Consider the following 25396-nt stretch of genomic DNA (forward strand, 5'->3'; position numbering starts at 1 on the left):
GGTCTAGCTTAACGTTTTATCTCTTAAATACCATCGTGCAATAGTCGTAAAAAAGTGGCTGAATAGCCACTTGAAATATCCAAAGTGAAGTCAAGAAATAACTTCACTTTGGAAAGCAAGATCCGATTTAGATAAAAGTTCTATCTAAGGACTGGTTGAATGTGAAGGTGCACTTTGAACTGAAGTATCAGTACCTGTTGCATCTGCTTTCGAAATATGAGGATTTTCAAGTTCCAATACTTCCTGTAAATGCAGATCGAAGACATCAGTCAACATGCTGTCGTAGCGACGCGCATTATAGTCCAGCAACTTATTGGCTTCTTCTTCATTAATAAAGCCTTGTTCATGCGCATCAGCCACATGATCAGCAAAACTGAGTCCTTTAAATTGACCTTTGTTTTCGGCTTTTTTAAAGCGATCCCAAAGCTGCTCAATCTCCAATAACATGGTGAAGGTTGATTCCATACGACCATTCACATCATCTTCCGCTGTGCTATAGAAAACATGCTTTTTCAGTACTTTCCGGAAAGCGTTATCTTCCATCATGACATTTGCGACTTCCTGTTTAAGTCGGTCAGATGGCTTCGCGACAGGGCGGCCAAATGGGAAACAGATAAGTTTGACCATACCAGCAGCAACACCCACCGGGAAATTTGCAAACAGGTCATAAAACGCTTCCTGAGCCGTATATAAAGATTTCTCAATTGCCAATTGTGCATGCAGACGTTCAGCTTCAGTTTTTTTGCTATGTTCAAAGAATTTCAGGATTGCCGTCGCAATAAACAGATGGGCATGAATATCAGCCAGACGGCCAGAAAGCATTTCCTTGCGTTTAATATCACCGGCAAGTAAACCCAGACACATATCTGCAGTCAGGGCAAAGTTGGCACTGAGCCGGTTAATAATCTTGTAATAAGGACGGGTAAAATCAACTGCACTTTGTGGCGCAGCACTCGAACCACCGCTAAAAGCATAGGCAAAAGAGCGGGCAGTCCGGTTAAAGGTATAACCCAGATGCTTAAATAACATAATATCGAATGGATTCAGAGCGGCTTTTGGGTCTTCAGCTTGCAGAAGCTGTAATTCTTCATACAAATAAGGATGGCAACGCATCGAGCCTTGACCAAAGATCATCAATGAACGGCTGAGAATATTGGCGCCTTCGACTGTAATCGATACTGGAATGGCCTGATAGTTGAGAGCCAGGAAGTTACGAGGTCCCATTTGAATCGCACGGCCACCCACGACATCCATACCGTGATTGACAATTTTACGCATGGTCTCAGTGGCATAGTATTTAGCAATTGCCGTCATGACTGCCGGTTTACCACCTTGGTTCAGACCACAAGTCACTAAATAACGGAAAGCTTCCAGCATATAGGCATCACTGGCAATTTCACTATTGGCTTCCTGTACGCCTTCAAATTTACCCACTGAAATCTTGAATTGCTGACGGATTCGAGAAAATGCACTGACATTCAGGTAAGTCATTTCGGCACTGGAGGTAGATAAAGCCGGTAGGGAAATACCACGGCCAACTGCCAGACATTCCATCAGCATACGCCAGCCTTTGCCGGCATTTTTCACGCCACCAATGATCCAGTCTAAAGGAATAAATACATCCTTACCTTCAACAGTACCATTCATAAAAGGGGAGCCAGGATTATGACGTGGACCGACTTTTACCCCTTCATGATTGGCCGGTAGCAAGGCACAAGTAATCCCATAATCTGTTTTATCACCGAGTAAATGATCAGGGTCATACATTTTAAAAGCCAGACCAACCACGGTGGCAATTGGTGCTAGAGTAATCCAGCGTTTGGAGAAATTCATTCTCAGTCCCAAGACTTCCTGACCTTCAAACTGTCCATAGCAGACCACACCGGTATCTGGAATCGCACCGGCATCTGAACCGGCTTCAGGACTGGTCAGACCAAAACATGGGATTTCTTCACCTTTGGCCAGACCGGGTAAATAACGATCTTTTTGTTCATCGGTACCATAATGTAGTAACAACTCACCCGGCCCAAGTGAGTTAGGCACCATACAGCTCACAGCAGCAGTGAGAGAGCGTGAAGAAATTTTGCTCATCACCCGGCTTTGAGCAAAGGAACTAAAGGCACGACCGCCGTATTCTTTGGGAATAATTAGTCCCAAGAAGCCATTATCTTTAATATATTGCCAGATATGTTCAGGCAGCATTTTCTTCTCATGAATTTCCCATTCATCCAGCATGCTACACAGCGTTTCGACTTCGTTATCCAAGAATGCCTGTTCCTCAACGGAAAGTTTTGGATAAGGATAGCTATTAAAGGTTTCCCAGTTCGGCGCACCCATAAAGAGTTCTTTTTCCCACCAGCTGGTGCCGGAATCAAGAGCCTCACGTTCTGTCGGGCTAATGCTCGGCATGGCATCCGCTAATGCCTTATAGGCTGGCCTGGAAATGAAAGACATACGCAAAGGTTCGATCATGACGACCAGACTGATCAGGATCAGAGGAATACCCAGAATCAGTGACCAAGGACTGATAAAGGCACAAACTACTGACATGATAATCAGGGTAATTGCACCAGTGGTACGGGAGAGTTGAAAAAAGAAAATCGCCCATAAACTGGCAATGAGAAGAAGTACGGCGAAAATAAATAGCATTGTTATATTTCTCCAGGGTCATACAATTGTGATGCTGCCGATCTCCCTAAGGTGTCTTCATAAGACTTGATCAATTTTTTTACATCGCTTAAGCAACTGGCAAATTCACAATTGTTGTTGTGAGAACGATCGTTATTAAATATTTCAACGATATATTGAAGTGTTTTATCTGTTTTTGAGATTGTTTGAAAAATGCACAGTCTTCAAGTGAGAACACGCAAAGAAATGTGAAGATAAGTAATAACTTAATCTTTAAGAGAGGGTAGTTAAAATAATTAAAAAGTGAACAAATATAAATTTAGTTAGGCATAAAAAAGCCCTCTACTTGAGAGGGCTTTGATCTAAGTCATTTTAAGCTTCAATTGCCTGTACAGCGATTTTTTTCGCTGGATCAACTTTACGGCGTACTTCCGGAACCGGTTCACCATAGTATTGACGATCTGCAAAGTAACTTGAACGTACCATCGGTGCTGACCAGATATTCTTAAAGCCAAGCTTACGGCCATGTTCTGCATAACGTTCGAATTCTTCTGGCGTTACAAAACGGTCGATTGGCGCATGCTGTTTAGATGGCTGTAGATACTGGCCAATCGTTACATAATCCACGTCATGTGCTTTCAGGTCGTCTAACAGAGCGAGAACTTCTTCTTCAGTTTCACCGATACCGACCATCAAACCACATTTGGTTGGAATTTCTGGGCAATAATCTTTAAACATTTTCAACAGATTTAAAGAGTGCTGATAATCAGAACCTGGACGCATGGCTTTATACAGACGTGGCACAGTTTCGATGTTGTGGTTAAACACGTCTGGTGGACATTCAGTCATGATGCGCAGGGCAATGTCCATACGACCACGGAAATCAGGTACCAGAATTTCTAGCAAAGTCTTTGGACTTAATGCACGAGCTTCTTTAATACAATCTACAAAATGCTGTGCACCGCCATCTAGCAGGTCGTCACGGTCAACTGAAGTGATAACTGCATATTTCAGACCCAGGTTGGCAATCGTTTCTGCCATATGACGCGGTTCATCCGGATCAAGTGCATTTGGACGACCATGTGCCACATCACAGAACGGACAGCGACGCGTACAAATATCACCCATAATCATAAAGGTTGCTGTACCCCCACCAAAACATTCAGGCAGGTTCGGACAGGCCGCTTCTTCACATACGGTATGCAGTTTTTGCTGACGAAGTGTAGTTTTAATACGCTGAACTTCCTCGGGAGCGGCCATTTTCACGCGGATCCAGTCCGGTTTACGTGGCGTTTCAACCGTAGGAACAACTTTTACAGGAATACGGGCGACCTTTTCTGCGCCGCGAAGTTTGATACCCTGTTCAGGTTTACGGTTTTCAGACATATATAACTTTTCCACTGTTTTGAAGGAGGGAGATAAATCAAAGTTAACACTTTTTTAATTATAACGAAACTCGGGTGAAATAGGGCGAAAAGGATTATTCATTTAAAAAATGTTCTTATCACACAATATATGTAAGTTAAATACACCAAATTGGCAGCAATTACGTCATAATATAGCGTAGATTAAAGCAAAATTTTTTAATTTTAAGGAGCGTTGAATGCCACGTAAAAAAGAGGTCGTTAGTGGGACTTTCGTTAAGTACGATGCGGTAGTTCTAGGTTCAGGCCCTGCGGGCGAAGGCGCGGCAATGAAACTTGCCAAATCTGGTAAGCGTGTTGCAATTGTGGATATGCGTGAACAGCTGGGTGGTAACTGTACTCACGTAGGTACGATTCCAAGTAAGGCATTGCGTCAAACGGTATCCAGCATTATCCGTTATCAACGTGATCCAATGTTTCAAAAAGTAGGTGAATGGAAACAATTCACCATGAAACAGGTACTGCGCAATGCACATAAAGTGATTCAGCAGCAGGTGGATACTCACTCACGTTTTTATGACCGTAACAAGATTGATATCTATCATGGTCGTGCTTATATTCAAGACGAAAATACGATCTTTGTATTTACACCAGATGGCATAAAAGAAACCATTATGTTCCAGCAACTGGTGATTGCGACCGGTTCACGTCCATACCGCCCAGAAATTCTTGATTTCAATCATCCACGTGTATTTGATTCAGATAAAATTCTGGATCTGGATTTCTCAATCCAAAAAATCATTATTTATGGTGCAGGTGTGATTGGCTGTGAATATGCATCGATCTTTATTGGTCTAGGACATAAGGTTGACCTAATTAACACCCAACCAAAACTGCTCAGCTATTTAGATGATGAAATCTCTGATGCGTTGTCTTATCACTTACGTGAACAGGGTGTATTGATCCGTCATAATGAACAAATCGACTTCCTTGAAACTTCTGATGATTATGTGGTTCTACATACACAAAGCGGTAAGAAAATTAAGGCAGATGCGATTCTGTGGTGTAACGGCCGTTCAGGGAATACTGACGGTTTAGGCCTTGAAAATATTGGCCTGAAACCAAACAGTCGCGGTCAATTAACCGTGAATGAGCAGTATCAGACTGAAGTCGAAAATATCTATGCTGCAGGTGACGTGATTGGCTGGCCATCATTGGCTTCTGCTGCCTATGACCAAGGTCGTTGCGCAGGTGCTAACATGAGCGGTGAGCAAGATGTTGCACCCGTGACTGATATTCCGACTGGTATTTATACCATTCCGGAAATCTCTTCAATCGGTAAAACTGAGCAGCAGTTGACTGAAGAAAAAATCCCGTATGAAGTGGGTCAGGCTTCTTTCCGTCATCTGGCGCGTGCACAGATTACCGGTGATACGGTTGGTGAATTAAAAATCCTGTTCCACCGCGATACGCTGGAAGTTCTGGGTGTGCATTGCTTCGGTAATAACGCTTCGGAGATTATCCATATTGGTCAGGCAGTCATGAACAGCCCGAACAATACGATCAAGTATTTTGTGGAAACTACATTCAACTATCCAACGATGGCAGAAGCTTACCGTGTGGCAACCTTGAATGGTATGAACCGTTTATTCTAATTTGATTTATTCAGGTTAGATCAAAAACCCGCAGGTTTGGCTTGCGGGTTTTTTATTTTCCAGATTGAAAAAATTCAATCTTGTCAGTAATGCTGGAAATTAGGCTGCCATTTTGCGGCATTCTTCAGCACAGCGACGGCAAGCTTCGGCACATTGCTGGCAATGATCATCCTCATGATGGCCACATTCTTCTACACAATAATCGCAAGCTTTAGCACATAGCTCGCAAATCTCTTTGATAAATGGAGATTGCTTTTGTTGCATGCGGGCGCAGAGCTGACACAGATCAGCACAGTCCAGACAGCGCTGAATACATTCCCGCATCATTTCTAAATGTTCTTCTTTCAGGCAGGCACTGGCACAGTTGGTACAGGCCAGCGAGCAGGTCATACATGCGCGGACACAATCTGAAAACTGAATCTCGTTCATTTTTTTCTCCTTTTTGCGGCTATAGTAATCGCTTGTTTTTAATACGCTAAGCAGAAAAGGAAAAATACACTAGGCAGTTTGAGTGAGAAAAAGTAATCCAATCACCGATTTTGTTAAAAGCTGTATTTTTAAAAAATTTAATTTAAAACCTCTATCCTGATATTCCCAAAATAGGATGACTAAAAATTTAAAAATAAAACCATTGAGGCGGTCATTCCTCAATGGCGGAAAATCTACATGATGAGTCGTTATTGTCGAAGGCTTAAATGACCTTTCTCTTTATTATATTTTTATGGTGATTAAAATGGACGACTACCTGCCAGGCTGATACGTTTTAATAAACGGCGCTGATCAGCAGGGAAAGGACGGCGTGAATGTAGAGTAACCTGATTGTCCCAGAACACGATATCGCCTGCTTCCCAATGGTGCTCATAAGCGAATTCAGGTTTTAAGACATGCTCACGTAATTTTGCAATCAGTTCATTGCCTGCCTGATCATCATAATTTACCAACTCAACTTCGGTATGAGTATTTAACCAAAGTGCTTTACGGCCAGATTCAGGATGGGTACGTACCAGTGGGTGCGGGTAGGCATGACCTAAAATTGGCTGATCTTTAAAGCGATATTTTGGCATATTACCTGCATAAGCATTACCACCTTTATTGCTCTGGAAGCGTACAAATGGATTATAGGTAATGAGCTGTAACTGATCGATTTTTGCTTTGGTTTTTTCATCTAAGGCTTCATAAGCCTTGATGGTATTGATCCAGGACGTCTGGCCACCGTCTTTTGGCAGTTCAATGGCATAGAGTAAAGAGCCAAAAGAAGGTAATGGTGTCCACTGGTGATCGGCATGCGGTGCAAGTTCACCGTGACCGGTGTAATCCCCTTGACCGACTGCATTGGAAACTGGTACGACATCAGGTGGAGTGCCCGTATCTGTTTTAGAAGCCAGCACTGGCGTGTCGGCATCTGGACGGAAAATCGAACCGAAATAGGTGGCAAATGCCAGATACTGTAGATCATCCAGACTTTGATTCTTAAAGATCAGGATCAATTGTTCAGCCAGAGCCTGCTTCAGACGCAGGATGGTTTCGCCAGATTGGGCTTTACGGGCATCGAGGCCATAAACCACTGCGCCTAGGGCTTGATCTGCCTGCGGGACAATTTTGATTTCATCAGTATTCTGGAACTGATCTTGCTGATGCCAGCGTGGTGCATCGTGAATGGCTTGTGAAAGTTGGGTCAAGCTTGTCATTGGAAAGTCTCTGAATTTTCTTGTTGCAGAAAATCTAAAAAAAACCAGAGCAAAAATAAAATCAAAAGAATTGCTAAACTTATGAAAAAATTAATAAAAATATCTAAATGATTGATTTGATATCTTTTAATTAAAATGGCAAAACAAAGTCCTAAAGCTGCTGAAAAATGTCAAATATTTGACAATCAGTGTGCGCAAAAAGCCTGATTAAAGTACTCAAACAGTTCTGGAGTCTGGCTCCAGAGCAATAGAGAAATAGCGAGGAGAAGTACCATTGCTATCGCAATGGAAAGCTTGAGCAGAAAGGTGGAATCAGTCATGTACGATTTGCTCCTCATTTACCCATAAGTGCACCAGTACACCAAAAATACTTAAGGCAATCGACAGCATCCATACCGCATTATAATTGCCACTCATGTCATGGTTTACACCGCCGAGCCAGCCGCCAAAGAATGAACCGACCTGATGGGTAAAGAATACAATCCCGCTGAGCATGGTCAGATATTTCACGCCAAACATATTGGCAACAATACCGTTGGTCAGTGGTACGGTAGAAAGCCATAATAATCCCATGATGACACCAAACGCATAGACCGTCCAGGTGCTTAAAGGCAGCATCAGAAAGGCGATAATTGCAAGCCCGCGCAGACCGTATAAGCCCATTAGCAGACGTGGTTTGGAATATTTTCCACCGAGCCAGCCAGCCGTATAGGTACCGACAACATTAAACAGGCCCACTAGTGCCAGGAAAATGGTGCCAGTTGTAGCATTGAACCCATGATCAATCAGATAACCCGGCAGGTGAATCCCGATAAAGACCACCTGAAAGCCACAGACAAAAAAGCCCATCGCCAGAAACCAGAATGGCTTATGGTTTTTGACTACCACTAAAATCTCTTTAAAGCTGAGTGATACCTTATTCGGTGTAGGAGTCGCATTCGGATCGACATACATCGGGGCTTTTAGCATCCAGGCCAAAGGTACAATCAAAGCGATTAAAATTGAGCTAACGACAAGTGCTGCTGACCAGCCGACATTTTGTAAAAGTAATAATGTTGAAGGCAGCATAATAAACTGGCCGAAGGAGCCTGCTGCACTGGCAATCCCCATTGCCAGACTACGTTTTTCAGGTGGTGCAGCTCGTCCAACCGCAGATAATAAAACCGGGAAAGAGGTGGCAGACAAGGCCAGACCTAAAATCAGCCCGACGCTGAGATTCAACAATAATCCGGTTGAACTGACAGCCATCAATAACAGGCCAAGCGCATATAAGGCACCGCCAATGGCAACAACAATCTTGCTGCCATATTTATCAGCGAAGGCACCAGTAATGGGCTGAACAGCACCCCAGATCAGGTTCTGCATGGCAATGGCTAAACTAAAGACATTATGACCCCAGCCAAATTCTTCACTCATTGGCACCAGATACAGGCCAAATGCATGACGAATCCCCAAAGATAAAGCCAGAATAATGGCAGCGCCAATCAGCATACAAATCAGGGTTCTGGAAAATTGACTGTCAGCCATAAGTCATTCATGCATATAAAGTTGATAGGTATAGTATTCGATTCAACCTAGAGAGGCGATAAAATAAAAATTAATCAAACGATAAATTTTTTTTATAGCTGCATAGAACGTCAGAAAACAGAACAACGGCCGTAGCCGTTGTCCTGAAGTATTCAGTTTTTTTTAATGAAAGAATTAATTGATTAGAAACGCATCCCGAATCCGGCATAGGCCAGAATTGGATTGACTTCAATATCGGCTTTGGAGCGAATCAGTTCACCTAGATTTGCATCTGTTACCGTAATCGTGGTGTCATTTTTCAGATGAGCATAAGATACAGAACCTACCGCGAACCAGGTATCATTAAAGTCATAAGTGAAGCCGACAGTCGCGACAGGAGCAAAAGCATCAGACGCTTCCAGATCAACTTTTGGATTAGCACTACTTTCTATCCCATCTAGAGAAGCGCCAGCTTTGCCTTCCTTAATGTTGGCAATCATATGACCGGCTTTAATCAGGTCTTGTTCAGTACTTGAATTGATTTCCAGTTCATTGAAATAGGCATACATGAGTCCAAGCCCGACATAAGGACGGAATTTATTGACACCTGTTTTGCCAAAATGGTACTGAAATTCAAAAGCCGGGGTCCAGGCACGTGCAGATGCTGCCGGTCCATATGCTTCCAGATCCGTAATCGGGATGTCATTTTTTAAGTCAATACTCGGTAAATCAATGCCACCCGGTATTTGAGGAATTAAATCAATACTTGGCGTTGCCATTGCAGAGAATGGTGCATAAATCTTGCCTTTACCTTGCAAGTCGACTTTGGGAGGAATGCCGGCTTTTATTTCCAGTGAGACATTGTCGGTAAAGAAATAGTTGGTCATGATCCCGAGTGTAGTGACATCATCAGCTTCCAGACCTGTTCCAGCATTATTCCAGCTTTCCAAGCCATAAATCTCTGCACTGCCACTTAAATTGCCAGATAAAGTTTTTCCGCCTAAGCCATCGATGAGGTTAATGAAGCCGGTTGAAAGATTCGACTCCATAGCAGGATCAAGATTGCCTTTGACTGCAGCGATCGAGATGTCACCAACTTTAGCCGTTTCACCATCTTGAACTGCTGTATTTACCGCAAATGGTTGTGCTTTTCCTTGTGGCATGACATGCAGTGCACCGACTGAAACGGAAAATCGCTTAAAGCCATCGCCATCCTGTAGGCTGAAATATGGGGATTCTGCATGTGCAAGCAGGGGTAGTGTGGCTAGACCTGCCATGCATACCATGATTGTCTTCATTGTTCAGAGGACTCCTTGTCCGTGCTAGTTATTTGTTTTTCTATTGAACAATTTAGTTAAATCTCACCAATTTACACAGTTACAGAACGAGTAGTGAAAAGTTAACAGAAAGTAAAAAATTCCAAAATTTGTATAAATTGTATTAATAAAATATATATTTATGTAAAAATTATTATGAATAGTGAAGATAAATAGGATATTAATTTTTATAAAATTTTCAGTTTTATCGAAGTAATAGAATAATAAGTGAGTAACATTTTTCTCATTAATCTAAGTTTTAAATAATGATTTAAGTTTTCTGCTCTGGACGTAATTTATACAAGAAATCAGCAAATTTTCCGCTCAAAACCTACTAGAAAAAGCTTGAATAAATTTAGCTAACCGATGCTACACAGCAGATAGAGTTTTTTTGTACAATAGCCGCATAAATTATTGAGTATTGCGCATGAGCTCCCAAAATTCTCCCAAGAAAAAGCCACTGGTTAATTTACCGTTTCCATTAAAACAGGCAGAGCAATCTGCTTCAGATGAAGTTCTGGAAGATCTGCGACCTAAACCGCAGCGTTATGCCGACCGGACTTGGATGCCACCTCGTGGTACACGCCGTTCAATGGGCAAACGTTAAAAAATAAAAAAGCCATGAAGTTCATGGCTTTTTTATGAGTAAAATTTGAGATTTTCTTAGCGAACTGTTTTACGCGCCTTATTTTCAGGTTTTGGCGGGGCAATCTCACGATCGCCTTTCCAGACATCAATAAAGTCTTTTTCATTGATATTATAAAGTTCCAGTAGCGCCAGAATTACGGCACCAAACAGCATGGAACCTTCAGAATTATTCTGAAAGTCAAAAATCTTGCCATTCAGGTTATGCAGAATATCTTCAATCTCGAATACACGATCACGACCATTGCTGTCGACCGGATAAATCTGAGTATTGAGCAGAATTTTGGCCAGACTCTTTTCATTATCGGTCAGTGCCAGAACATCAATCAGCTCATCTGTCGCCGGAGTAAAAATCACTGAATCCCGAAAGATGGTATGCAGGAATTGCGACGTAATTTTCGGAAGCGCTTTTTCTACAAAAGGCCGGAAAGATTGCGGAAAAATGACATTGTGAGAAATGCCTTTGAACATTGGAGCGATCTCTTCGACTTTATAACCAGCAATGCCACAACCGACCGAAGTAATAAAATATTTAATTTTAGGATGGTTCTTGGTGTAAATCTTGAAGTCATCAATATAGTGCTGGATCTGTGAGAGAGGCATCTGTTGCAAATGCTCATTCATAGTCGGAATGGCATAACTTTGACCTGCCCAGCCACGACCAACCCCCATGACCGCCCCAAAATGCTCATAAGCTGTTCTGGCTGCTCCTCCGGCATGTTGTCCAGCCAAGTTGCTTCCGAAAACAAATACCGTATTTTCTGGCAGAGATTTAACAATACTTTCATCGTGATAATGGTAAGTCATGGCTTTTTTATTCGATGTCCTGATTAGCTTCATGTTGCCTTTGAATTGAATAAGGGTCAAGGTATTATTATGCAGGACTAGCCAAACAGATAGGACAATATTCCACCCATGATCCAAAACAGCATACCGAGTAAACCTAAATAAAGTTGTTGTCTGAAAATGCTTAATTTATTCTTTTGCACAAGTGATACTCATGGGTGAGTTTTAAAAAAAGTGTTTTTGAATAAGAAAGTAAATAACGCTAACTAAATAGAAAAGGCCCAAACAAAATATGATTGTGCCCATATAGCGAAACTGATTCTTAGTCACGATTTCACGATACTCTTTATCTTTCATTATCCTGCCAATTTTTTATAATTTTTAAAGATCTCAATTTTATATTGATTGTTGCATAATTCAAAATTGATTTGGATTGATCTGTACCTTATTCATTAAATCTAAGTAAAGTAAAGCACTATAAAATAATGACAATGATACTGTTTTATTTTACCAAACAGAAACCTGGATAGGGATTGAGTAATTCAGTTTTACCCCCATAATAAATTGAGTCGATATCCGCAGTGAAATGATTAAAGCTATGAGTGATAAACAACCCTTTGAACTGGTGACCAATTATCAACCTGCTGGCGATCAGCCACAGGCCATTGAAAAGCTGGTCAAGGGTATAGAAAAAGGCTATCACGATCAGCTTTTGCTGGGGGTTACCGGTTCAGGTAAAACCTATACTATGGCCAATGTCATCGCCCGTACCCAGCGTCCGACTATTGTCATGGCCCATAACAAAACGCTGGCTGCACAGCTCTACGGTGAATTTAAAGCATTTTTCCCGAATAATGCGGTTGAATATTTCGTCAGTTATTATGACTACTATCAGCCAGAAGCCTATGTGCCATCTTCAGATACCTTTATCGAGAAAGATGCGGCAATTAATGACCACATTGACCAGATGCGTCTTTCGGCCACCCGTGCACTTTTAGAACGTCGCGACGCAATTATTGTCGCTTCAGTGTCTGCGATTTACGGTCTGGGTGATCCGAATGCCTATATGAGCATGTTGCTGCATGTGGTCGAAGGCGACCGTATTGGACGTGATGATATTATTCGCCGTCTGGTTGAAATGCAGTATTCGCGTAATGAACTGGAATTCCTGCGCGGTACCTATCGTATTCGTGGTGAGATCATTGATATTTTCCCAGCCGAATCGGATCAGGATGCCATCCGGATTGAGCTGTTTGATGATGAAGTCGACTCCATTCGCTGGTTTGATCCTTTAACCGGGAAAATGATCCGTAAAGTGCCGCGTGTCACGATCTATCCTAAAAGTCACTATGTAACACCGAAAGACAATTTGGCTCGCGCGATTGAAACCATTCGAGATGAATTAAAAGAACGTCTGGTCTTTTTCCGTGAAAATGACAAGTTGCTGGAAGCTCAGCGGATCGAGCAGCGTACCCGTTATGATCTGGAAATGATGCAGCAGCTCGGTTATACCAACGGTATCGAAAACTATTCACGTCATTTATCGGGTCGTCCGGCAGGCGAAGCACCGCCGACGCTTTTTGATTATGTACCCGATGATGCCTTGCTGATTATCGATGAATCGCACGTGACTGTTCCACAAATTGGAGCCATGTACAAAGGTGACCGTTCCCGTAAAGAAAATCTGGTGAATTACGGTTTCCGCTTGCCAAGTGCACTGGATAACCGTCCAATGAAATTTGAGGAATGGGAACGTATTGTACCGACGACCGTGTACGTCAGTGCCACACCTGCACGATATGAACTGGAAAAATCTGAACAGGTAGTCGAGCAGGTGGTTCGTCCAACCGGTCTGATTGATCCGGAAATTGAAATCCGTCCAGTCTTGACACAGGTCGATGATGTATTGTCTGAAATCAATATTCGTAAGGAAATGAATGAGCGTGTGCTGGTGACGACCTTGACCAAGCGTATGGCGGAAGACCTGACATCCTATTTAAAAGAATATGGAATCAAGGTGGCCTATTTGCACTCCGATATTGATACTGTTGAGCGTGTGAAAATTATTCATGAGCTGCGTACCGGTGTGCACGATGTTCTGGTCGGCATTAACCTGCTGCGTGAAGGTCTAGATATGCCAGAAGTTTCACTGGTTGCGATTTTGGATGCGGATAAAGAAGGTTTCCTGCGTTCAGAGCGTTCACTGATCCAGACCATTGGTCGTGCAGCGCGTAACTTGAAAGGTAAAGCGATTTTGTATGCGGATCGCATTACCGATTCTATGCAAAAAGCGATTGATGAGACTGAACGCCGTCGTGCCAAACAGATCCAGTTTAATGAAGAGCATGGCATTACACCACGTAGTGCAGTACGTCAGGTGATTAAGGAAATTGATACAGGCGAAGTGCTGGATGATGAAACTATTGAGCTGAAAGCTTCCGATCAGGCCCGTGCAATTAGTGCAGATGAACGCCATATCATGGCCGATCCAAAGATGTTCGCGAAGCATATCAATAAACTGGAAAAAGAAATGCTCAAGGCTTCAAAAGAACTACAGTTTGAGCAGGCTGCACGTATACGGGATGAAATTTTACGTTTAAAAGCGCAGATGTTAAGTTAGGTCTGTGTGTAAATTACAGATTTAAATTACGTAAAATCAATCACAAACCTAACATAATGCTACAAAATATGTCTGCGGATGCCGCTATTGTAAGTACGAAATATTCATGTTGAAAATTTTGTCCTGATCAAATAGGTATCGTATGACAACTAAAAATAATCTCCCTCATGCGGGATTGAAACTTGCAAAAATTGCAGTGGGTAGTGCAGTTCTACTTGGACTCGGGGCTGCAACCATGGCTTATGCCAAGAACGATTCTTTACCCACTGTAGAGAAAGTTGAACTGGACCGTTATTTGGGCACCTGGTATGAAGTGGCTCGTAAGCCACTTACATTCCAGAACAAGTGTGATCGTGACGTTACGGCGACGTATACATTAAATGAAAATGGTAACGTTAATGTAGATAACCGCTGTATCCAGAAAAATGGTCAGGTGACTCAATCCGTAGGTGAGGCATACATTCAGAATGCACCTTATAACACCAAGCTTAAGGTAAGTTTCTTACCAGAGTTTATTCGCTGGTTACCAGTGGGCCGTGGCGATTATTGGGTATTGAAGCTGGATGATAATTATCAAACCGTACTGGTCGGTGAGCCAAAACGTAAATATATGTGGGTATTGTCACGTGATCCTCAACTGGATCAGAATGTGGTGAATGAATACCTGCAATATGCGCAATCTGTGGGTTATGATTTGAGTGATGTGATTCATACCAAACAAACCCAACAGGCAAGAAAATAAAAGGCCACTCGGGCTATGTATAAAAACCATGCTTCGGCATGGTTTTTTAATGCTTTCTTTTTTGAATCATGTATTTTGCCTTGTTGTCACCTTTGGTCAGATGAATCTTCAAGCTTTATTTTAGACTAATCGTTATAATGCGCCGGAATGATTTTGGGTTTGAAGCATGTATAAAGGCATTGCATTATCGGTATTAGCATCAGTGGTATTTGGTGTCCTGTATATATTCACGCCATTGTTGCAGCCTTTAGACAGTGAACAAACCTTTGCCTGGCGGATGCTGGCGACCATTCCATTTTTGACTGCGTTCATGTGGTGGTCAGGTGACCTCAGCCATATCACTCAAATTTTAAAACGCATTCTCAAACAACCTGCTTTTCTGCTCTGGTTGATCATCAGTTCCCTGTTATGTACGACACAGTTGTGGCTCTTTTTATGGGGACCAATTAATGGCCGCGGTTTACAGGTATCCTTGGGATATTTCCTGTTGCCCTTAGTCATGGTGCTGGTCGGATGTGTGCTTTATAAGGAAAAACTATCGCGCTGGCAGATGGCAGCAGTCGCACTGGCCATATTAGGTGTGGGACATGAAATCTGGCGGATTGGTTTCATTGCCTGGGAAACGGTCTATGTGGCACTGGCATATCCGCTGTACTTCTTTATGCGCCGTAAATTCCAGACGGATCATTTAGGCGGTTTCTGGTGGGACCTCTTCATCATTCTGCCTGTCGCGATTTATCTGGGCTTTATTCATAGCGATTCCATGCAATTGATTCTTAATGCGCAGCATCTGATTTTTGCGGTATTGGGTCTAGGCTTTTTAAGTGCGTTAGGATTGGGAAGCTATATTCTGGCAAGCCGCTATTTGCCTTTTGTCATCTTTGGGCTATTGAGCTATCTGGAGCCAGTACTTTTGGCTTTTGCGTCTATGGCATTAGGGGAGCGGGTTGAAGCCGGCGAATGGCTGACCTATCTTCCGATCTGGCTGGCCGTCGTATTGTTGGTAATTGAAGGTATACTACACATTATTGAACAACGAAAAAGACGCCTGACACTAGCACAAAATTTAGAGCGTTATCAGAAACGTTTAGATTCTTGAATGATAAATTTGGCTGAATAAACAACATTTAACAAAAATCTGGTTTTTACAGGGAATAGATGATTTTTCAAATTTTAAATGCAAAATCATCTGACTAATTACAATTATTTTCAAAATTTATAGTGAATATATCGGATTTTCGGCCAGAGTTAATCAGCTTTTGATTCAAACTTGCGGCCAATTCCATTACAATTATCGGGTTTTGAAATTTATGCTTAGATTTACAATTAATTAGAGGACGTATCTGTGAGCAAAGACACTATCGTTGCCCTCCATGCAGAGCACCAAGGTCGTTGGAAAAACCGTGAAGAACTTGCGGAACGTATGATTGCCCTAGTAGGTCAGTTATATCGTGAAAAAAATATCGTAGCTACAGTTTACGGTCGCTCTTTAATTAACCGTTCTGTAATCCAGATCCTTAAAGCGCATCGTCGTACTCGCGTATTAGACGTTGAGCTTTCTGTTGTAGACACTTTCCCAATCCTTGAAGCATTGGCAAAAGTGGAAAACATCGGTACTGCTGAAATTGATCTAGGCAAACTTGCTGTTGAATTCAAAGCAAAAGGTGGTGATGTTAACGCATTCGTTGCTGACGCTGTGAAATCACTTGAAGGCAATGCAACTTCTGTAGAAGGTAAAGACGTGGTGCTTTACGGTTTCGGTCGTATCGGTCGTATCCTGGCCCGTTTGATGATCAGCCAGTCAGGTCTAGGCCGCGGCTTGAACCTGAAAGCAATCGTAGTTCGTAAATCATCTGACGGTGACCTTGAAAAACGTGCGTCTTTATTACGTCGTGACTCAATCCACGGTCCATTTGCGGGTACGATTTCTGTAGACGAAGAAAACGAAGCAATCATTGCAAACGGCCAGTTCATCAAAGTGATCTATGCATCTAATCCATCTGAAGTGGATTACACTGCATACGGTATCGAAAATGCTTTAGTGATCGACAACACTGGTAAATGGCGTGATGCTGAAGGTCTTGCTCAACACCTGAAATGTCCAGGCGCTGCTCGCGTAATTCTGACTGCACCTGGTAAAGGTGACATGAAGAACGTTGTATTTGGTGTGAACCAGGCTGACATCCTTGATGAAGATCAAATCATCTCTGCTGCAAGCTGTACTACCAATGCGATCACTCCAACACTGAAAGTGTTAAACGACAAATACACAGTGATCAATGGTCACGTTGAAACAGTTCACTCGTTCACAAACGACCAGAACCTGATCGACAACTACCATAAAGCTGATCGTCGTGGCCGTGCTGCAACATTGAACATGGTTATTACTGAGACTGGTGCTGCTAAAGCGGTTGCGAAAGCACTTCCTGCACTGAAAGGCAAGTTGACTGGTAACTCTGTACGTGTTCCTACGCCAAACGTATCTCTTGCAATTCTGAACCTGACTTTAGACAAAGAAGTTGATCGTGATGAAGTAAATGAATACATTCGCCAAATCTCAATCAATTCTAACCTTCAAGGTCAAATCGGTTATACAAACTCGACTGAAGTTGTATCTTCTGACTTTATCGGTTCTCGTACTGCAGGTGTATTCGACGCTCAAGCGACCATCACTTCAGGCAACCGTTTAACTTGCTACGTTTGGTATGATAACGAAGTAGGTTATAGCTGCCAGGTACTTCGCATTGCTGAACAAATGGGCGGCGTAAGCTATCCAAAAGTTCCTGCTGAAACAAATGCATAATTTGTAGAAGTCATCTAAAAAAAGAGCCTCTTTTGAGGCTCTTTTTTATTGTGGAAAATAAAGTTGGCCAATCAGCTTAATAAAATCATATACATTAATTGATGGAAAATTCACCTTGATACGCTCATATGAATCTGTTAGCTTACAAATGGTAAGTACATTAAAAATAGTAAGTAATAACTAAAAACCGTGATCAAGAAAGGAACTCTTCAATGACCAAGTATGCAATCAGTCCATTGTTGGGACAGGTGCTATCTAATGAATGCCCATCCCGTGAAATACTGGAACATCTCACCAATAAATGGTCAGTGCTAGTATTGCGCTGTTTAAGTGAAGGTGTACATCGCTTTAGTGAGCTGAAACAGCGAATTGAAGGGGTCAGTGAAAAAATGCTGGCGCAAACCTTAAAAATGTTGGAGCAAGATGGTTTTATTTTAAGAACGGTTTATCCCGTTGTGCCACCCAAAGTGGAATATCAATTGACCATTACCGGTTCGCAAGCAGCAGAAAAAATAAACTATTTGATTGGCTGGGTAGAGCGCAGTTTGCCAGAGATTTTGGAAAATAAAGAGCGTGTTACTAAATAAAAATTAAATTGCTTTTGGGGGAAGCAATAAATGGATAAATCAGAAAATTTAGTTGCTCGATTATTGGCAGTGTACGCAATTATCCTAACTTTATGCATCGCAATTTATGCGATCTTTCGACTTTTAGAAGTTGATCTCACTTTAGCGACTAATCTTTTACTTTGATCAGCTTCAATCTTTGCTCCAATAGCAGTATTGATGACTTATACGAGTTGGAGAGAGCAGAAAGGGAGTGAAATTCTATCTAGTATGTCTAAAGATAATTATGCATCTTTGCTTGAATTAGAGAATCATTTGATAGATGTAGCAAATGGTGTGAAATATCAATTTAGATCATGGCAATTAAGTGAAAATAGAGAAAAACTTTTTAATAACCAGTATCTTTTTGAAATTGAAAAATTAAAAGATCGAACATCTTCACTCAAAAAGAATCTGGATATGATAGTTCGGTATCAAGAGGAAAATATAGAATTAAAGACATTGGTAAATAATTTTAATTCTGAATGTGAGTTGGTGAATGAAGGTATAAAAGAACTCTGTGATCATATTGGAACATATGGTAATGATGATACTTACTTTAAAGCTAATTATTTAAAATATGAAAATGATCTTGATATGACAGTAGGTGAAGCTAATAAATCGAATCAAGAGCTTAGAAATTATCTCATCAACCTTGTTTTTTATAAAACTTAATAAGACAGTTTCTAATTTTCTTTTGGATTACAAATAAGTTATTTTTTCAAAATCAACTCAATCAAAGAGTAAAACACAATCAAGAAAATTAAGCTTAAAGCAGTAAATCACTTCAACTATAAGAAAAGACCTAACTCAAATTTAAGCCAAGTAAAAATATTTTGTTGATCTTTATTTTGTATAAGTTCCTCACAATAATTTCTTGATAAATCGTCAATCTGTATCAGCTTTTTGCTTGAATAATATAAAATAATCTTAAATTGGGTCTTCTTCATGGAAAGCCCAATAAATATAGTCGAGAAATGCTTTAAAATATGGCAGAATAGGCGGTTTTTAAAGTTTTTAGAGGATTGGCATTATGCGCTTTGTTGATGAAGCAGTCATTACCGTAGAGGCTGGCGACGGTGGCAATGGCGTAGCCAGTTTTCGCCGTGAAAAGTTCGTACCATTTGGTGGTCCAGATGGTGGTGATGGTGGTCGTGGCGGCAGCATTTATATTCAGGCTGACGACGACACGAGTACCCTTGTAGATTATCGTTATACCCGTAAATTTCGCGCTGAACGTGGTAAAAACGGTGCTGGCGCAAACTGTGCTGGTCGTGGTGGCGAATCAGTTATTTTAAAAGTTCCTGTAGGAACAACTATCGTCGATTCAGAATCTGGCGATATTATTGGCGATCTGGTTGAAGATGGCCAGAAAGTATTAGTGGCACATGGCGGTCAAGGTGGTTTGGGTAATACCCACTTTAAATCATCAACCAACCGTTCTCCGCGTAAATGTACGCATGGTACCAAAGGCGAATTCCGTGAAATCCGCCTTGAGCTGAAAGTACTGGCTGATGTGGGCTTGCTTGGCATGCCAAACGCAGGTAAATCAACCTTTATCCGTGCAGTCTCTGCAGCAAAACCAAAAGTGGCAGATTATCCGTTTACGACCATGGTACCTAATCTGGGTGTAGTGGATGCGGATCGTCACCGTTCATTTGTAATGGCGGATATTCCAGGTCTGATCGAAGGTGCGGCAGAAGGTGCAGGTCTCGGGATTCGCTTCCTGAAACATTTGGCACGTACTCGTATTCTGCTTCACATTGTCGATGTTCAACCGATTGACGGTTCAGATCCAGCTTACAATGCCAAAGCGATTTTGAATGAGTTGCAAAAATTCTCCCCAACACTTTCAAAATTACCGGTGGTATTGGTTCTGAATAAGGTCGATCAGCTTGCTGTAGATACTCGCGATGAATGGTGTAATCACATTCTTGAAGAATTGCAGTGGGAAGGTCCTGTCTTTAAAACTTCAGGCTTAACGGCTGAAGGAACTAAGGATGTGGTGTATTACCTGATGGATCAAATCGAGCAGCAACGCGAACGCGAAGTTGAAGATCCTGAATACGCAGCAGAGATGAAAGAATTCCGTGATCAGCTTGAAGCTGAAACACGTGAACAAACGATTGCTGCGAAAGAAGCTTATCGTGAAATGCGTCGCGCTCAACGTCTGGGCGGCGATGACTTTGATGATGAAGATGATGACGACAGCGACGTAGAAGTATATTACGTACGTTAATCTTTTAAAGATAAGTCTGAGGACAAGATGATAGAAGTGGTAGATGGGCAACGTCAGCTCAAGGGTTGTAAACGAATCGTTGTTAAAATCGGATCATCTTTACTCACAGCAAACGGGCAAGGTTTAGATTTAGATGCTATCTCGCATTGGGCGGGACAAATCGCGGATCTACACAATGCCGGACACGAGATTATTCTCGTTTCTTCCGGAGCTGTGGCTGAAGGTATGGTTCGAATGAAACTTGAGAATCGACCCACCGATCTACCCAGTCTTCAGGCTTGTGCTGCCATTGGTCAGATGGGTTTAATCCAGACCTGGTCAAGTGTGCTGGAAAAACACAGCATTCAAACTGCTCAGGTGTTATTGACTCATGATGACCTGGCAGACCGTCGTCGCTATCTCAACTCTTGTGATGCTTTGCAGCACCTGATTGACTGGCATGTGATTCCGGTCATTAATGAAAATGACACGGTTTCTACTGACGAAATTCGCTTTGGTGATAACGATACCTTAGCTGCGATGGTGGCGGGACAAGTTCACGCAGATCTGCTGATTATCCTGACTGATCAGGAAGGCATGTTTGACTCGGATCCACGTTCTAATCCGGATGCCAAACTGTTCCATACCGTGCGTGCCATGGATGAAAGCCTGTTTGATATGGCAGGCGGCGGCGGAAAATTTGGTCGTGGCGGTATGCTGACCAAAGTCCGTGCTGCACGTCTGGCTGCGAAATCTGGTTGCCCAACCTTGATCGCTAGTGGTGATAGCGACAATGTTTTATCGCGCCTGATGGCAGGTGAAATGTTGGGTACGTTATTTATCACTGATGATGATCGCATGACTGCACATCAGCAATGGTTGGCAGCGCATCTGCAAACCGCAGGTCGTTTGGTAATTGATGATGGTGCGGTTAAAGCCATTAAAGAGAATCACCGTAGCCTGTTGCCGGTCGGTGTCAAAGCGGTAGAAGGACATTTTGACCGTGGTGATGTGGTTGAATGTGTTGACCGACAAGGTCACCGCATTGCTGTAGGACGTGTCAACTTCAGTTCACGTTCAGCGGAAATCGTGAAAGGTCTGGCCTCAGATAAAGTGCATCAGGTCTTGGGTGAAGCGCGTTCTTTAGAGATGATTCACCGTAATCATATGGCAATATATTAGCAAAAACCTACCATAACCTAACATAACGTGAAGGCTTGATTCTGTAAGGGATTGAGCCTTTTTCTTGTGTGGTGCAATAACATGCAATAGACTAACAGGAGGTTAAAGTGGGAGGTTAAAATGGAGGTTAAAAATAATTAATCGCCATAAGTACTCAAAAAGATACCTGTTTTTAGGGGGTGTGGAGGTTAAATCAACTACCAAGCCTCTTAATTGCCTGAAAGCTAAAGAATTGTCGTGAGGTTGCCGTGTTATCTAAATTACAGATTGATGCTATTAAGCCATCGAGTAAATTACAGAAAATCAATGATAGTGAGATGCTGTATTTATTCGTATCCCCGACAGGTCGTAAAACTTGGAAAGTGCTTTATACGCTTGATGGGAAAAAGAACACAATCACCCTGGGCGAGTATCCAAAGGTGCTCAATGCTAAAGATGCACGTTTAAGACGTGACGAGATAAAAAAACAAATATCCGAGGGCATCCACCCGACAGAACAAAAACGACAGGACAAGATAAAAGATTTATCAGAAATGAGTTTTGCCGACCTGATCCAGCTTTATGCTGAAAAAGTCACACCACACAAAAGGGGCGGACGTGTGGAAACCGTTATTTTGAGTAGCTATATAAAATCATTTCCCAGATTGATGAAGAAACCAGTAAACCAACTAGGACAGCTAGACATGATTCAATTTAGGGATGAGCGATTAAAAAAGGTTAAGAGTGCGACAGTAGCTAGGGACTTGGGCTTATTAAGTGCTGTGTTCAAGTATGCACGACAAGAGCTAAGAATTATGAGCAGCTCCCCATTGGACGATGTAGCCAAGCCGAAACAGTCAGTAAGTAGAAACAGACGTATTTCACAAGATGAGATAGACCGAATCTTAGAGGCATTCAAATATGATGGACGTTCTCAGCCAATCACTAAGAAACAGCAAACAGCATGGGCGTTTTTATTTGCTATAGAAACAGCAATGAGGGCAAGCGAGATAACAGGCTTAAAGTGGTCGGATGTTTACGACAAGCATGTAGAGCTTGAAATCACTAAAAACGGTACAGCTCGAAAAGTGCCTTTATCCAAGCGAGCTATTGAGCTTTTAAGTTATATGCGAGGGATAGACGAAGCCGATGTATGCACTCTTAAAAATAAGGTGGCTGATGGTGAAGTGGGCAGGGGCGGATTATCTGCATACTTTACCCAAGTAGTGAAAGGTAAATTAAAAATTAATGATTTAACTTTTCACGATACCCGACATGAAGCCATTTCACGCATGGTTAAGAATGCCAAGCTCCCAGTAGAGGTACTGGCAAAAATTACAGGGCATAAAACCATAAGCATTTTAATTAATACCTACTATAACCCCGACATTGAAGAACTAGCCAACCATCTACACAAGGAAGATGACCCCGATATTATCTTGTTTAAAAAGTCTGTTTGAGTACGACAAGATAGGACGTGCAATAACTAGCAATTACTTAATTATTTGATATATTGATTCAGCTAGGTATAGGCAGGCCAGCCGACAAGCAAGTACCCAACTTGTTTACCTAGCTACTTTTTGGGGGTGCTGTGGGAGGCATTGATTTTGAATTTAGAATTTCTGAATAAACAGCAGGCTATATCTTATTTTAATAAACAAACTAATTTAGATATAGATAGAAGAACTTTCTTAATTTACTGTCTAGAAAATGAAATCCCTATTAAATATAAAGCGATTACCGAATTTAACGCCATCAAGGGCTTTTTTATAAGTGCTGATGAGTACACTCAACTTAAAAAGCATCAAAGTATTGAAGCGGATTTTGAAAAAAAAGAAGATGATACCATTTTCGCTCAACAGAGTTTTGATGAGCAGGTATCTTCACTGGCTTATGAGTTTTGCGTAAATAACCTTTCAGACGAATACAGTAGTGCATTGCCCTTAACTAAACTGAATGCTTTTATTAAAGCCTCTAAACTTGTTAAAGAAACGGAAGAATATGCAGAACTATTGAGTAAAAAAGAGTCTATAGATAGGTTAATTAAAATTAAGAAAGCCTCCCGCATACTATTATTAGAGGGAGGTAATGGCGGATTAGCATTTCATGAAGAAAATACGTTTTCAGTGAAAAGCGGCATTTATGATTTTTTAGATAGCTCACTTAGCATTAAAGGACTTATTCAAGAAGAAATCAAAAACTACCACGATGGGCTTTACGATAGCCAAATACCAAGTGTGAGCAGATATTTTATTAGTGATAGTAGCTTTTATTGGAAAATTGAAAAAAAAGAACAGGATATACTTGGTAGTTTTTATACGGATGGAATTTTTCAGCAGGGATTTTTAAAATCTGACATTGATAGTCTAATCAAAAAACTATTCCAAAAAGAAAAAAATACAAAAGAAGTGGATATTTTACATCCTAGAACAGCGAATAATGCCTCAAAAATTATTAGTGCCTTATGCGAATTAAATAAACTAGATATTACTCAACCATATGGAGATTCTAATAAAGAAATCATGGCTACGCTTGAACGACTAGGTACACCACTTAGCAAGGATGTTATAGGTGACTGGTTAAAACTAGCTCATGAAAACACAAAGTAAATTCTAACTAGAGTGCTAGTAATTCTAATTAGAACAAAACAATAAAAAACAAAAACATACTTCACCCAAGCAATAACGCTTTATGAATTGCAAGGGTGCAATATGCTATACACAGAACAATATGCTCGTATTAAACAATTAGCGAGCGCACCATCTACCCCCGAAAAAATCTACACAGTAAAGACAGGCGAAAATGCAGGCATGAAACGCAAAGTTAATGCCAAGCCTGAGCGTGTCGGATTACTCCCAGTCAGTGAAAAAACAATTTGGACTTGGGTCAAGCAAGGGAAATTTCCGCAACCTCTTAAAATCAGTGGCAACGTCACTGTATGGCGTATGTCTGAGGTGCAGGCATGGATTGAAGAACAAGCCAACATTGCAACGATGGAGGCTTAATCAATGAATAACACCCAATTAAAACAAGTCCTAGCACACCTCAAGCAAGGAAAAACTATTTCCCAGGCTGAGGCTATCGACCTTTTCAACTGCTACCGCCTGAGCGCAATTATTCAGCGTTTACGCAATGCAGGCTATGACATTGTGACCCATAACGAGCGCAATAAGTCAGGCATTGGCAGACATGCACGTTATGAACTTATTAAGCAGGTGGAAGCATGAAAGATTTTGTATTGGCTTCATACCGACCAATGAAAGACACAGAAACCGAAGCACATTTAATCGTGAATGATGATGCAATGGTATTTGTTGAACTTGATGCGGTGGATGGTGCAGAGCTAGAGATTTTGGCGGCTCATGAAAAACTGATGAAAAACCCCGATGCGGTGGACGTTGTGGCATTTCACTATGGCAGCTTAAAGACTTTGTTTGACAAGTTGGCAGAGGTGGCAGCATGAGCGAAATTATAGATTTTAAATCTGCAAGCGTGGTGGATGACCTTCCCTTTACAGATGACGAATTGCGGTTAGCGAATATCTATGATGTTGCAGTCGGTTTAATTATTGATATTGAGGAGGGCAAAAACTTCTCAATGGCAGAAATCAAAGCACAAATGATTGAAGTCCTAGAAATCATACAAGAGGAGTTGTGAGC

The 25396-nt window shown here is 41.6% G+C and carries 24 protein-coding genes; 16 read left to right on the plus strand and 8 right to left on the minus strand.

Going from position 1 to position 25396, the window contains the following annotated elements:
* Nucleotides 1-144 precede the first annotated feature (144 nt).
* Both FTV13_RS02225 and lipA read right to left on the minus strand, forming a co-directional pair.
* On the minus strand, nucleotides 145-2649 hold the full coding sequence (locus tag FTV13_RS02225) for an acyl-CoA dehydrogenase (protein WP_179992241.1): 2505 nt from the start codon (nucleotides 2647-2649) through the stop codon (nucleotides 145-147).
* A gap of 351 nt (nucleotides 2650-3000) precedes the next feature.
* Nucleotides 3001-4014, minus strand: coding sequence for a lipoyl synthase (gene lipA / locus FTV13_RS02230; RefSeq protein WP_004782741.1), 1014 nt, complete (start codon nucleotides 4012-4014; stop codon nucleotides 3001-3003).
* A gap of 217 nt (nucleotides 4015-4231) precedes the next feature.
* Between lipA and sthA the strand changes: the two genes are divergently transcribed.
* Nucleotides 4232-5647, plus strand: coding sequence for a Si-specific NAD(P)(+) transhydrogenase (gene sthA, locus FTV13_RS02235; RefSeq protein ID WP_005234884.1), 1416 nt, complete (start codon nucleotides 4232-4234; stop codon nucleotides 5645-5647).
* Between the two features lie 99 nt (nucleotides 5648-5746).
* Here the strand turns inward: sthA and FTV13_RS02240 are convergent, their stop codons facing one another.
* From FTV13_RS02240 to FTV13_RS02255, 5 genes are all read right to left on the minus strand, one after another.
* Entirely contained in the window at nucleotides 5747-6076 is a 330-nt protein-coding gene (locus FTV13_RS02240; RefSeq protein ID WP_004782738.1) for a four-helix bundle copper-binding protein, read from the minus strand.
* Nucleotides 6077-6375: 299 nt separating this feature from the next.
* Nucleotides 6376-7335: a TauD/TfdA family dioxygenase gene (locus FTV13_RS02245; protein WP_179992243.1), complete on the minus strand. Its 960-nt coding sequence runs from the start codon at nucleotides 7333-7335 to the stop codon at nucleotides 6376-6378.
* 185 nt (nucleotides 7336-7520) lie between these two features.
* Nucleotides 7521-7655, minus strand: coding sequence for a hypothetical protein (locus FTV13_RS15690; RefSeq protein WP_257218399.1), 135 nt, complete (start codon nucleotides 7653-7655; stop codon nucleotides 7521-7523).
* Entirely contained in the window at nucleotides 7648-8862 is a 1215-nt protein-coding gene (locus tag FTV13_RS02250) for an MFS transporter (protein WP_180010823.1), read from the minus strand. The genes FTV13_RS15690 and FTV13_RS02250 overlap by 8 nt, the downstream gene beginning before the upstream one ends.
* Nucleotides 8863-9044: 182 nt before the next feature.
* Nucleotides 9045-10139, minus strand: coding sequence for an OmpW family protein (locus FTV13_RS02255; protein WP_034702885.1), 1095 nt, complete (start codon nucleotides 10137-10139; stop codon nucleotides 9045-9047).
* 445 nt (nucleotides 10140-10584) lie between these two features.
* On the opposite strand from FTV13_RS02255, the gene FTV13_RS02260 reads away from it, so the two are divergent.
* Nucleotides 10585-10764: a hypothetical protein gene (locus tag FTV13_RS02260; RefSeq protein ID WP_004782731.1), complete on the plus strand. Its 180-nt coding sequence runs from the start codon at nucleotides 10585-10587 to the stop codon at nucleotides 10762-10764.
* Between the two features lie 56 nt (nucleotides 10765-10820).
* Here the strand turns inward: FTV13_RS02260 and FTV13_RS02265 are convergent, their stop codons facing one another.
* Entirely contained in the window at nucleotides 10821-11609 is a 789-nt protein-coding gene (locus FTV13_RS02265; RefSeq protein ID WP_034580895.1) for a hypothetical protein, read from the minus strand.
* 577 nt (nucleotides 11610-12186) lie between these two features.
* On the opposite strand from FTV13_RS02265, the gene uvrB reads away from it, so the two are divergent.
* The 14 genes from uvrB to FTV13_RS02335 all read left to right on the plus strand — a co-directional run bounded on the left by uvrB (nucleotide 12187) and on the right by FTV13_RS02335 (nucleotide 25394).
* Nucleotides 12187-14208, plus strand: coding sequence for an excinuclease ABC subunit UvrB (uvrB, locus tag FTV13_RS02270; RefSeq protein WP_034170047.1), 2022 nt, complete (start codon nucleotides 12187-12189; stop codon nucleotides 14206-14208).
* A 142-nt stretch (nucleotides 14209-14350) separates the two neighbouring features.
* The gene (locus FTV13_RS02275; protein ID WP_179992245.1) at nucleotides 14351-14950 is read left to right on the plus strand and encodes a lipocalin family protein; all 600 of its coding nucleotides are present in this window, start codon (nucleotides 14351-14353) and stop codon (nucleotides 14948-14950) included.
* 166 nt (nucleotides 14951-15116) lie between these two features.
* The gene (rarD, locus tag FTV13_RS02280) at nucleotides 15117-16049 is read left to right on the plus strand and encodes an EamA family transporter RarD (protein ID WP_179992246.1); all 933 of its coding nucleotides are present in this window, start codon (nucleotides 15117-15119) and stop codon (nucleotides 16047-16049) included.
* A 246-nt stretch (nucleotides 16050-16295) separates the two neighbouring features.
* Entirely contained in the window at nucleotides 16296-17753 is a 1458-nt protein-coding gene (locus FTV13_RS02285) for a glyceraldehyde-3-phosphate dehydrogenase (protein WP_004782721.1), read from the plus strand.
* 212 nt (nucleotides 17754-17965) lie between these two features.
* Complete coding sequence (locus FTV13_RS02290) at nucleotides 17966-18340, plus strand: helix-turn-helix domain-containing protein (protein WP_125278388.1); 375 nt, start codon at nucleotides 17966-17968, stop codon at nucleotides 18338-18340.
* Nucleotides 18341-18538: 198 nt separating this feature from the next.
* Nucleotides 18539-19033, plus strand: coding sequence for a hypothetical protein (locus FTV13_RS15695; protein ID WP_227607459.1), 495 nt, complete (start codon nucleotides 18539-18541; stop codon nucleotides 19031-19033).
* Nucleotides 19034-19391: 358 nt separating this feature from the next.
* Complete coding sequence (gene cgtA, locus FTV13_RS02300) at nucleotides 19392-20597, plus strand: Obg family GTPase CgtA (protein WP_004782712.1); 1206 nt, start codon at nucleotides 19392-19394, stop codon at nucleotides 20595-20597.
* Nucleotides 20598-20624: 27 nt separating this feature from the next.
* The gene (proB, locus tag FTV13_RS02305; protein ID WP_005234922.1) at nucleotides 20625-21758 is read left to right on the plus strand and encodes a glutamate 5-kinase; all 1134 of its coding nucleotides are present in this window, start codon (nucleotides 20625-20627) and stop codon (nucleotides 21756-21758) included.
* A gap of 248 nt (nucleotides 21759-22006) precedes the next feature.
* Nucleotides 22007-23197, plus strand: a complete 1191-nt coding sequence (locus FTV13_RS15860; RefSeq protein ID WP_180010825.1) for a site-specific integrase — start codon at nucleotides 22007-22009, stop codon at nucleotides 23195-23197.
* A 147-nt stretch (nucleotides 23198-23344) separates the two neighbouring features.
* Nucleotides 23345-24346, plus strand: coding sequence for a hypothetical protein (locus FTV13_RS02315; RefSeq protein WP_180010827.1), 1002 nt, complete (start codon nucleotides 23345-23347; stop codon nucleotides 24344-24346).
* 102 nt (nucleotides 24347-24448) lie between these two features.
* On the plus strand, nucleotides 24449-24742 hold the full coding sequence (locus tag FTV13_RS02320; RefSeq protein WP_180010829.1) for an AlpA family transcriptional regulator: 294 nt from the start codon (nucleotides 24449-24451) through the stop codon (nucleotides 24740-24742).
* Nucleotides 24743-24745: 3 nt separating this feature from the next.
* Nucleotides 24746-24964: a helix-turn-helix domain-containing protein gene (locus FTV13_RS02325; RefSeq protein ID WP_180010831.1), complete on the plus strand. Its 219-nt coding sequence runs from the start codon at nucleotides 24746-24748 to the stop codon at nucleotides 24962-24964.
* Complete coding sequence (locus FTV13_RS02330) at nucleotides 24961-25200, plus strand: hypothetical protein (RefSeq protein ID WP_180010833.1); 240 nt, start codon at nucleotides 24961-24963, stop codon at nucleotides 25198-25200. The genes FTV13_RS02325 and FTV13_RS02330 overlap by 4 nt, the downstream gene beginning before the upstream one ends.
* Nucleotides 25197-25394, plus strand: coding sequence for a hypothetical protein (locus tag FTV13_RS02335; protein ID WP_042891319.1), 198 nt, complete (start codon nucleotides 25197-25199; stop codon nucleotides 25392-25394). Before FTV13_RS02330 ends, FTV13_RS02335 begins: the two co-directional genes overlap by 4 nt.
* Nucleotides 25395-25396 lie beyond the last annotated feature (2 nt).

It is taken from the genome of Acinetobacter sp. YH12235 (assembly GCF_013417705.1).
Lineage (GTDB): Bacteria > Pseudomonadota > Gammaproteobacteria > Pseudomonadales > Moraxellaceae > Acinetobacter.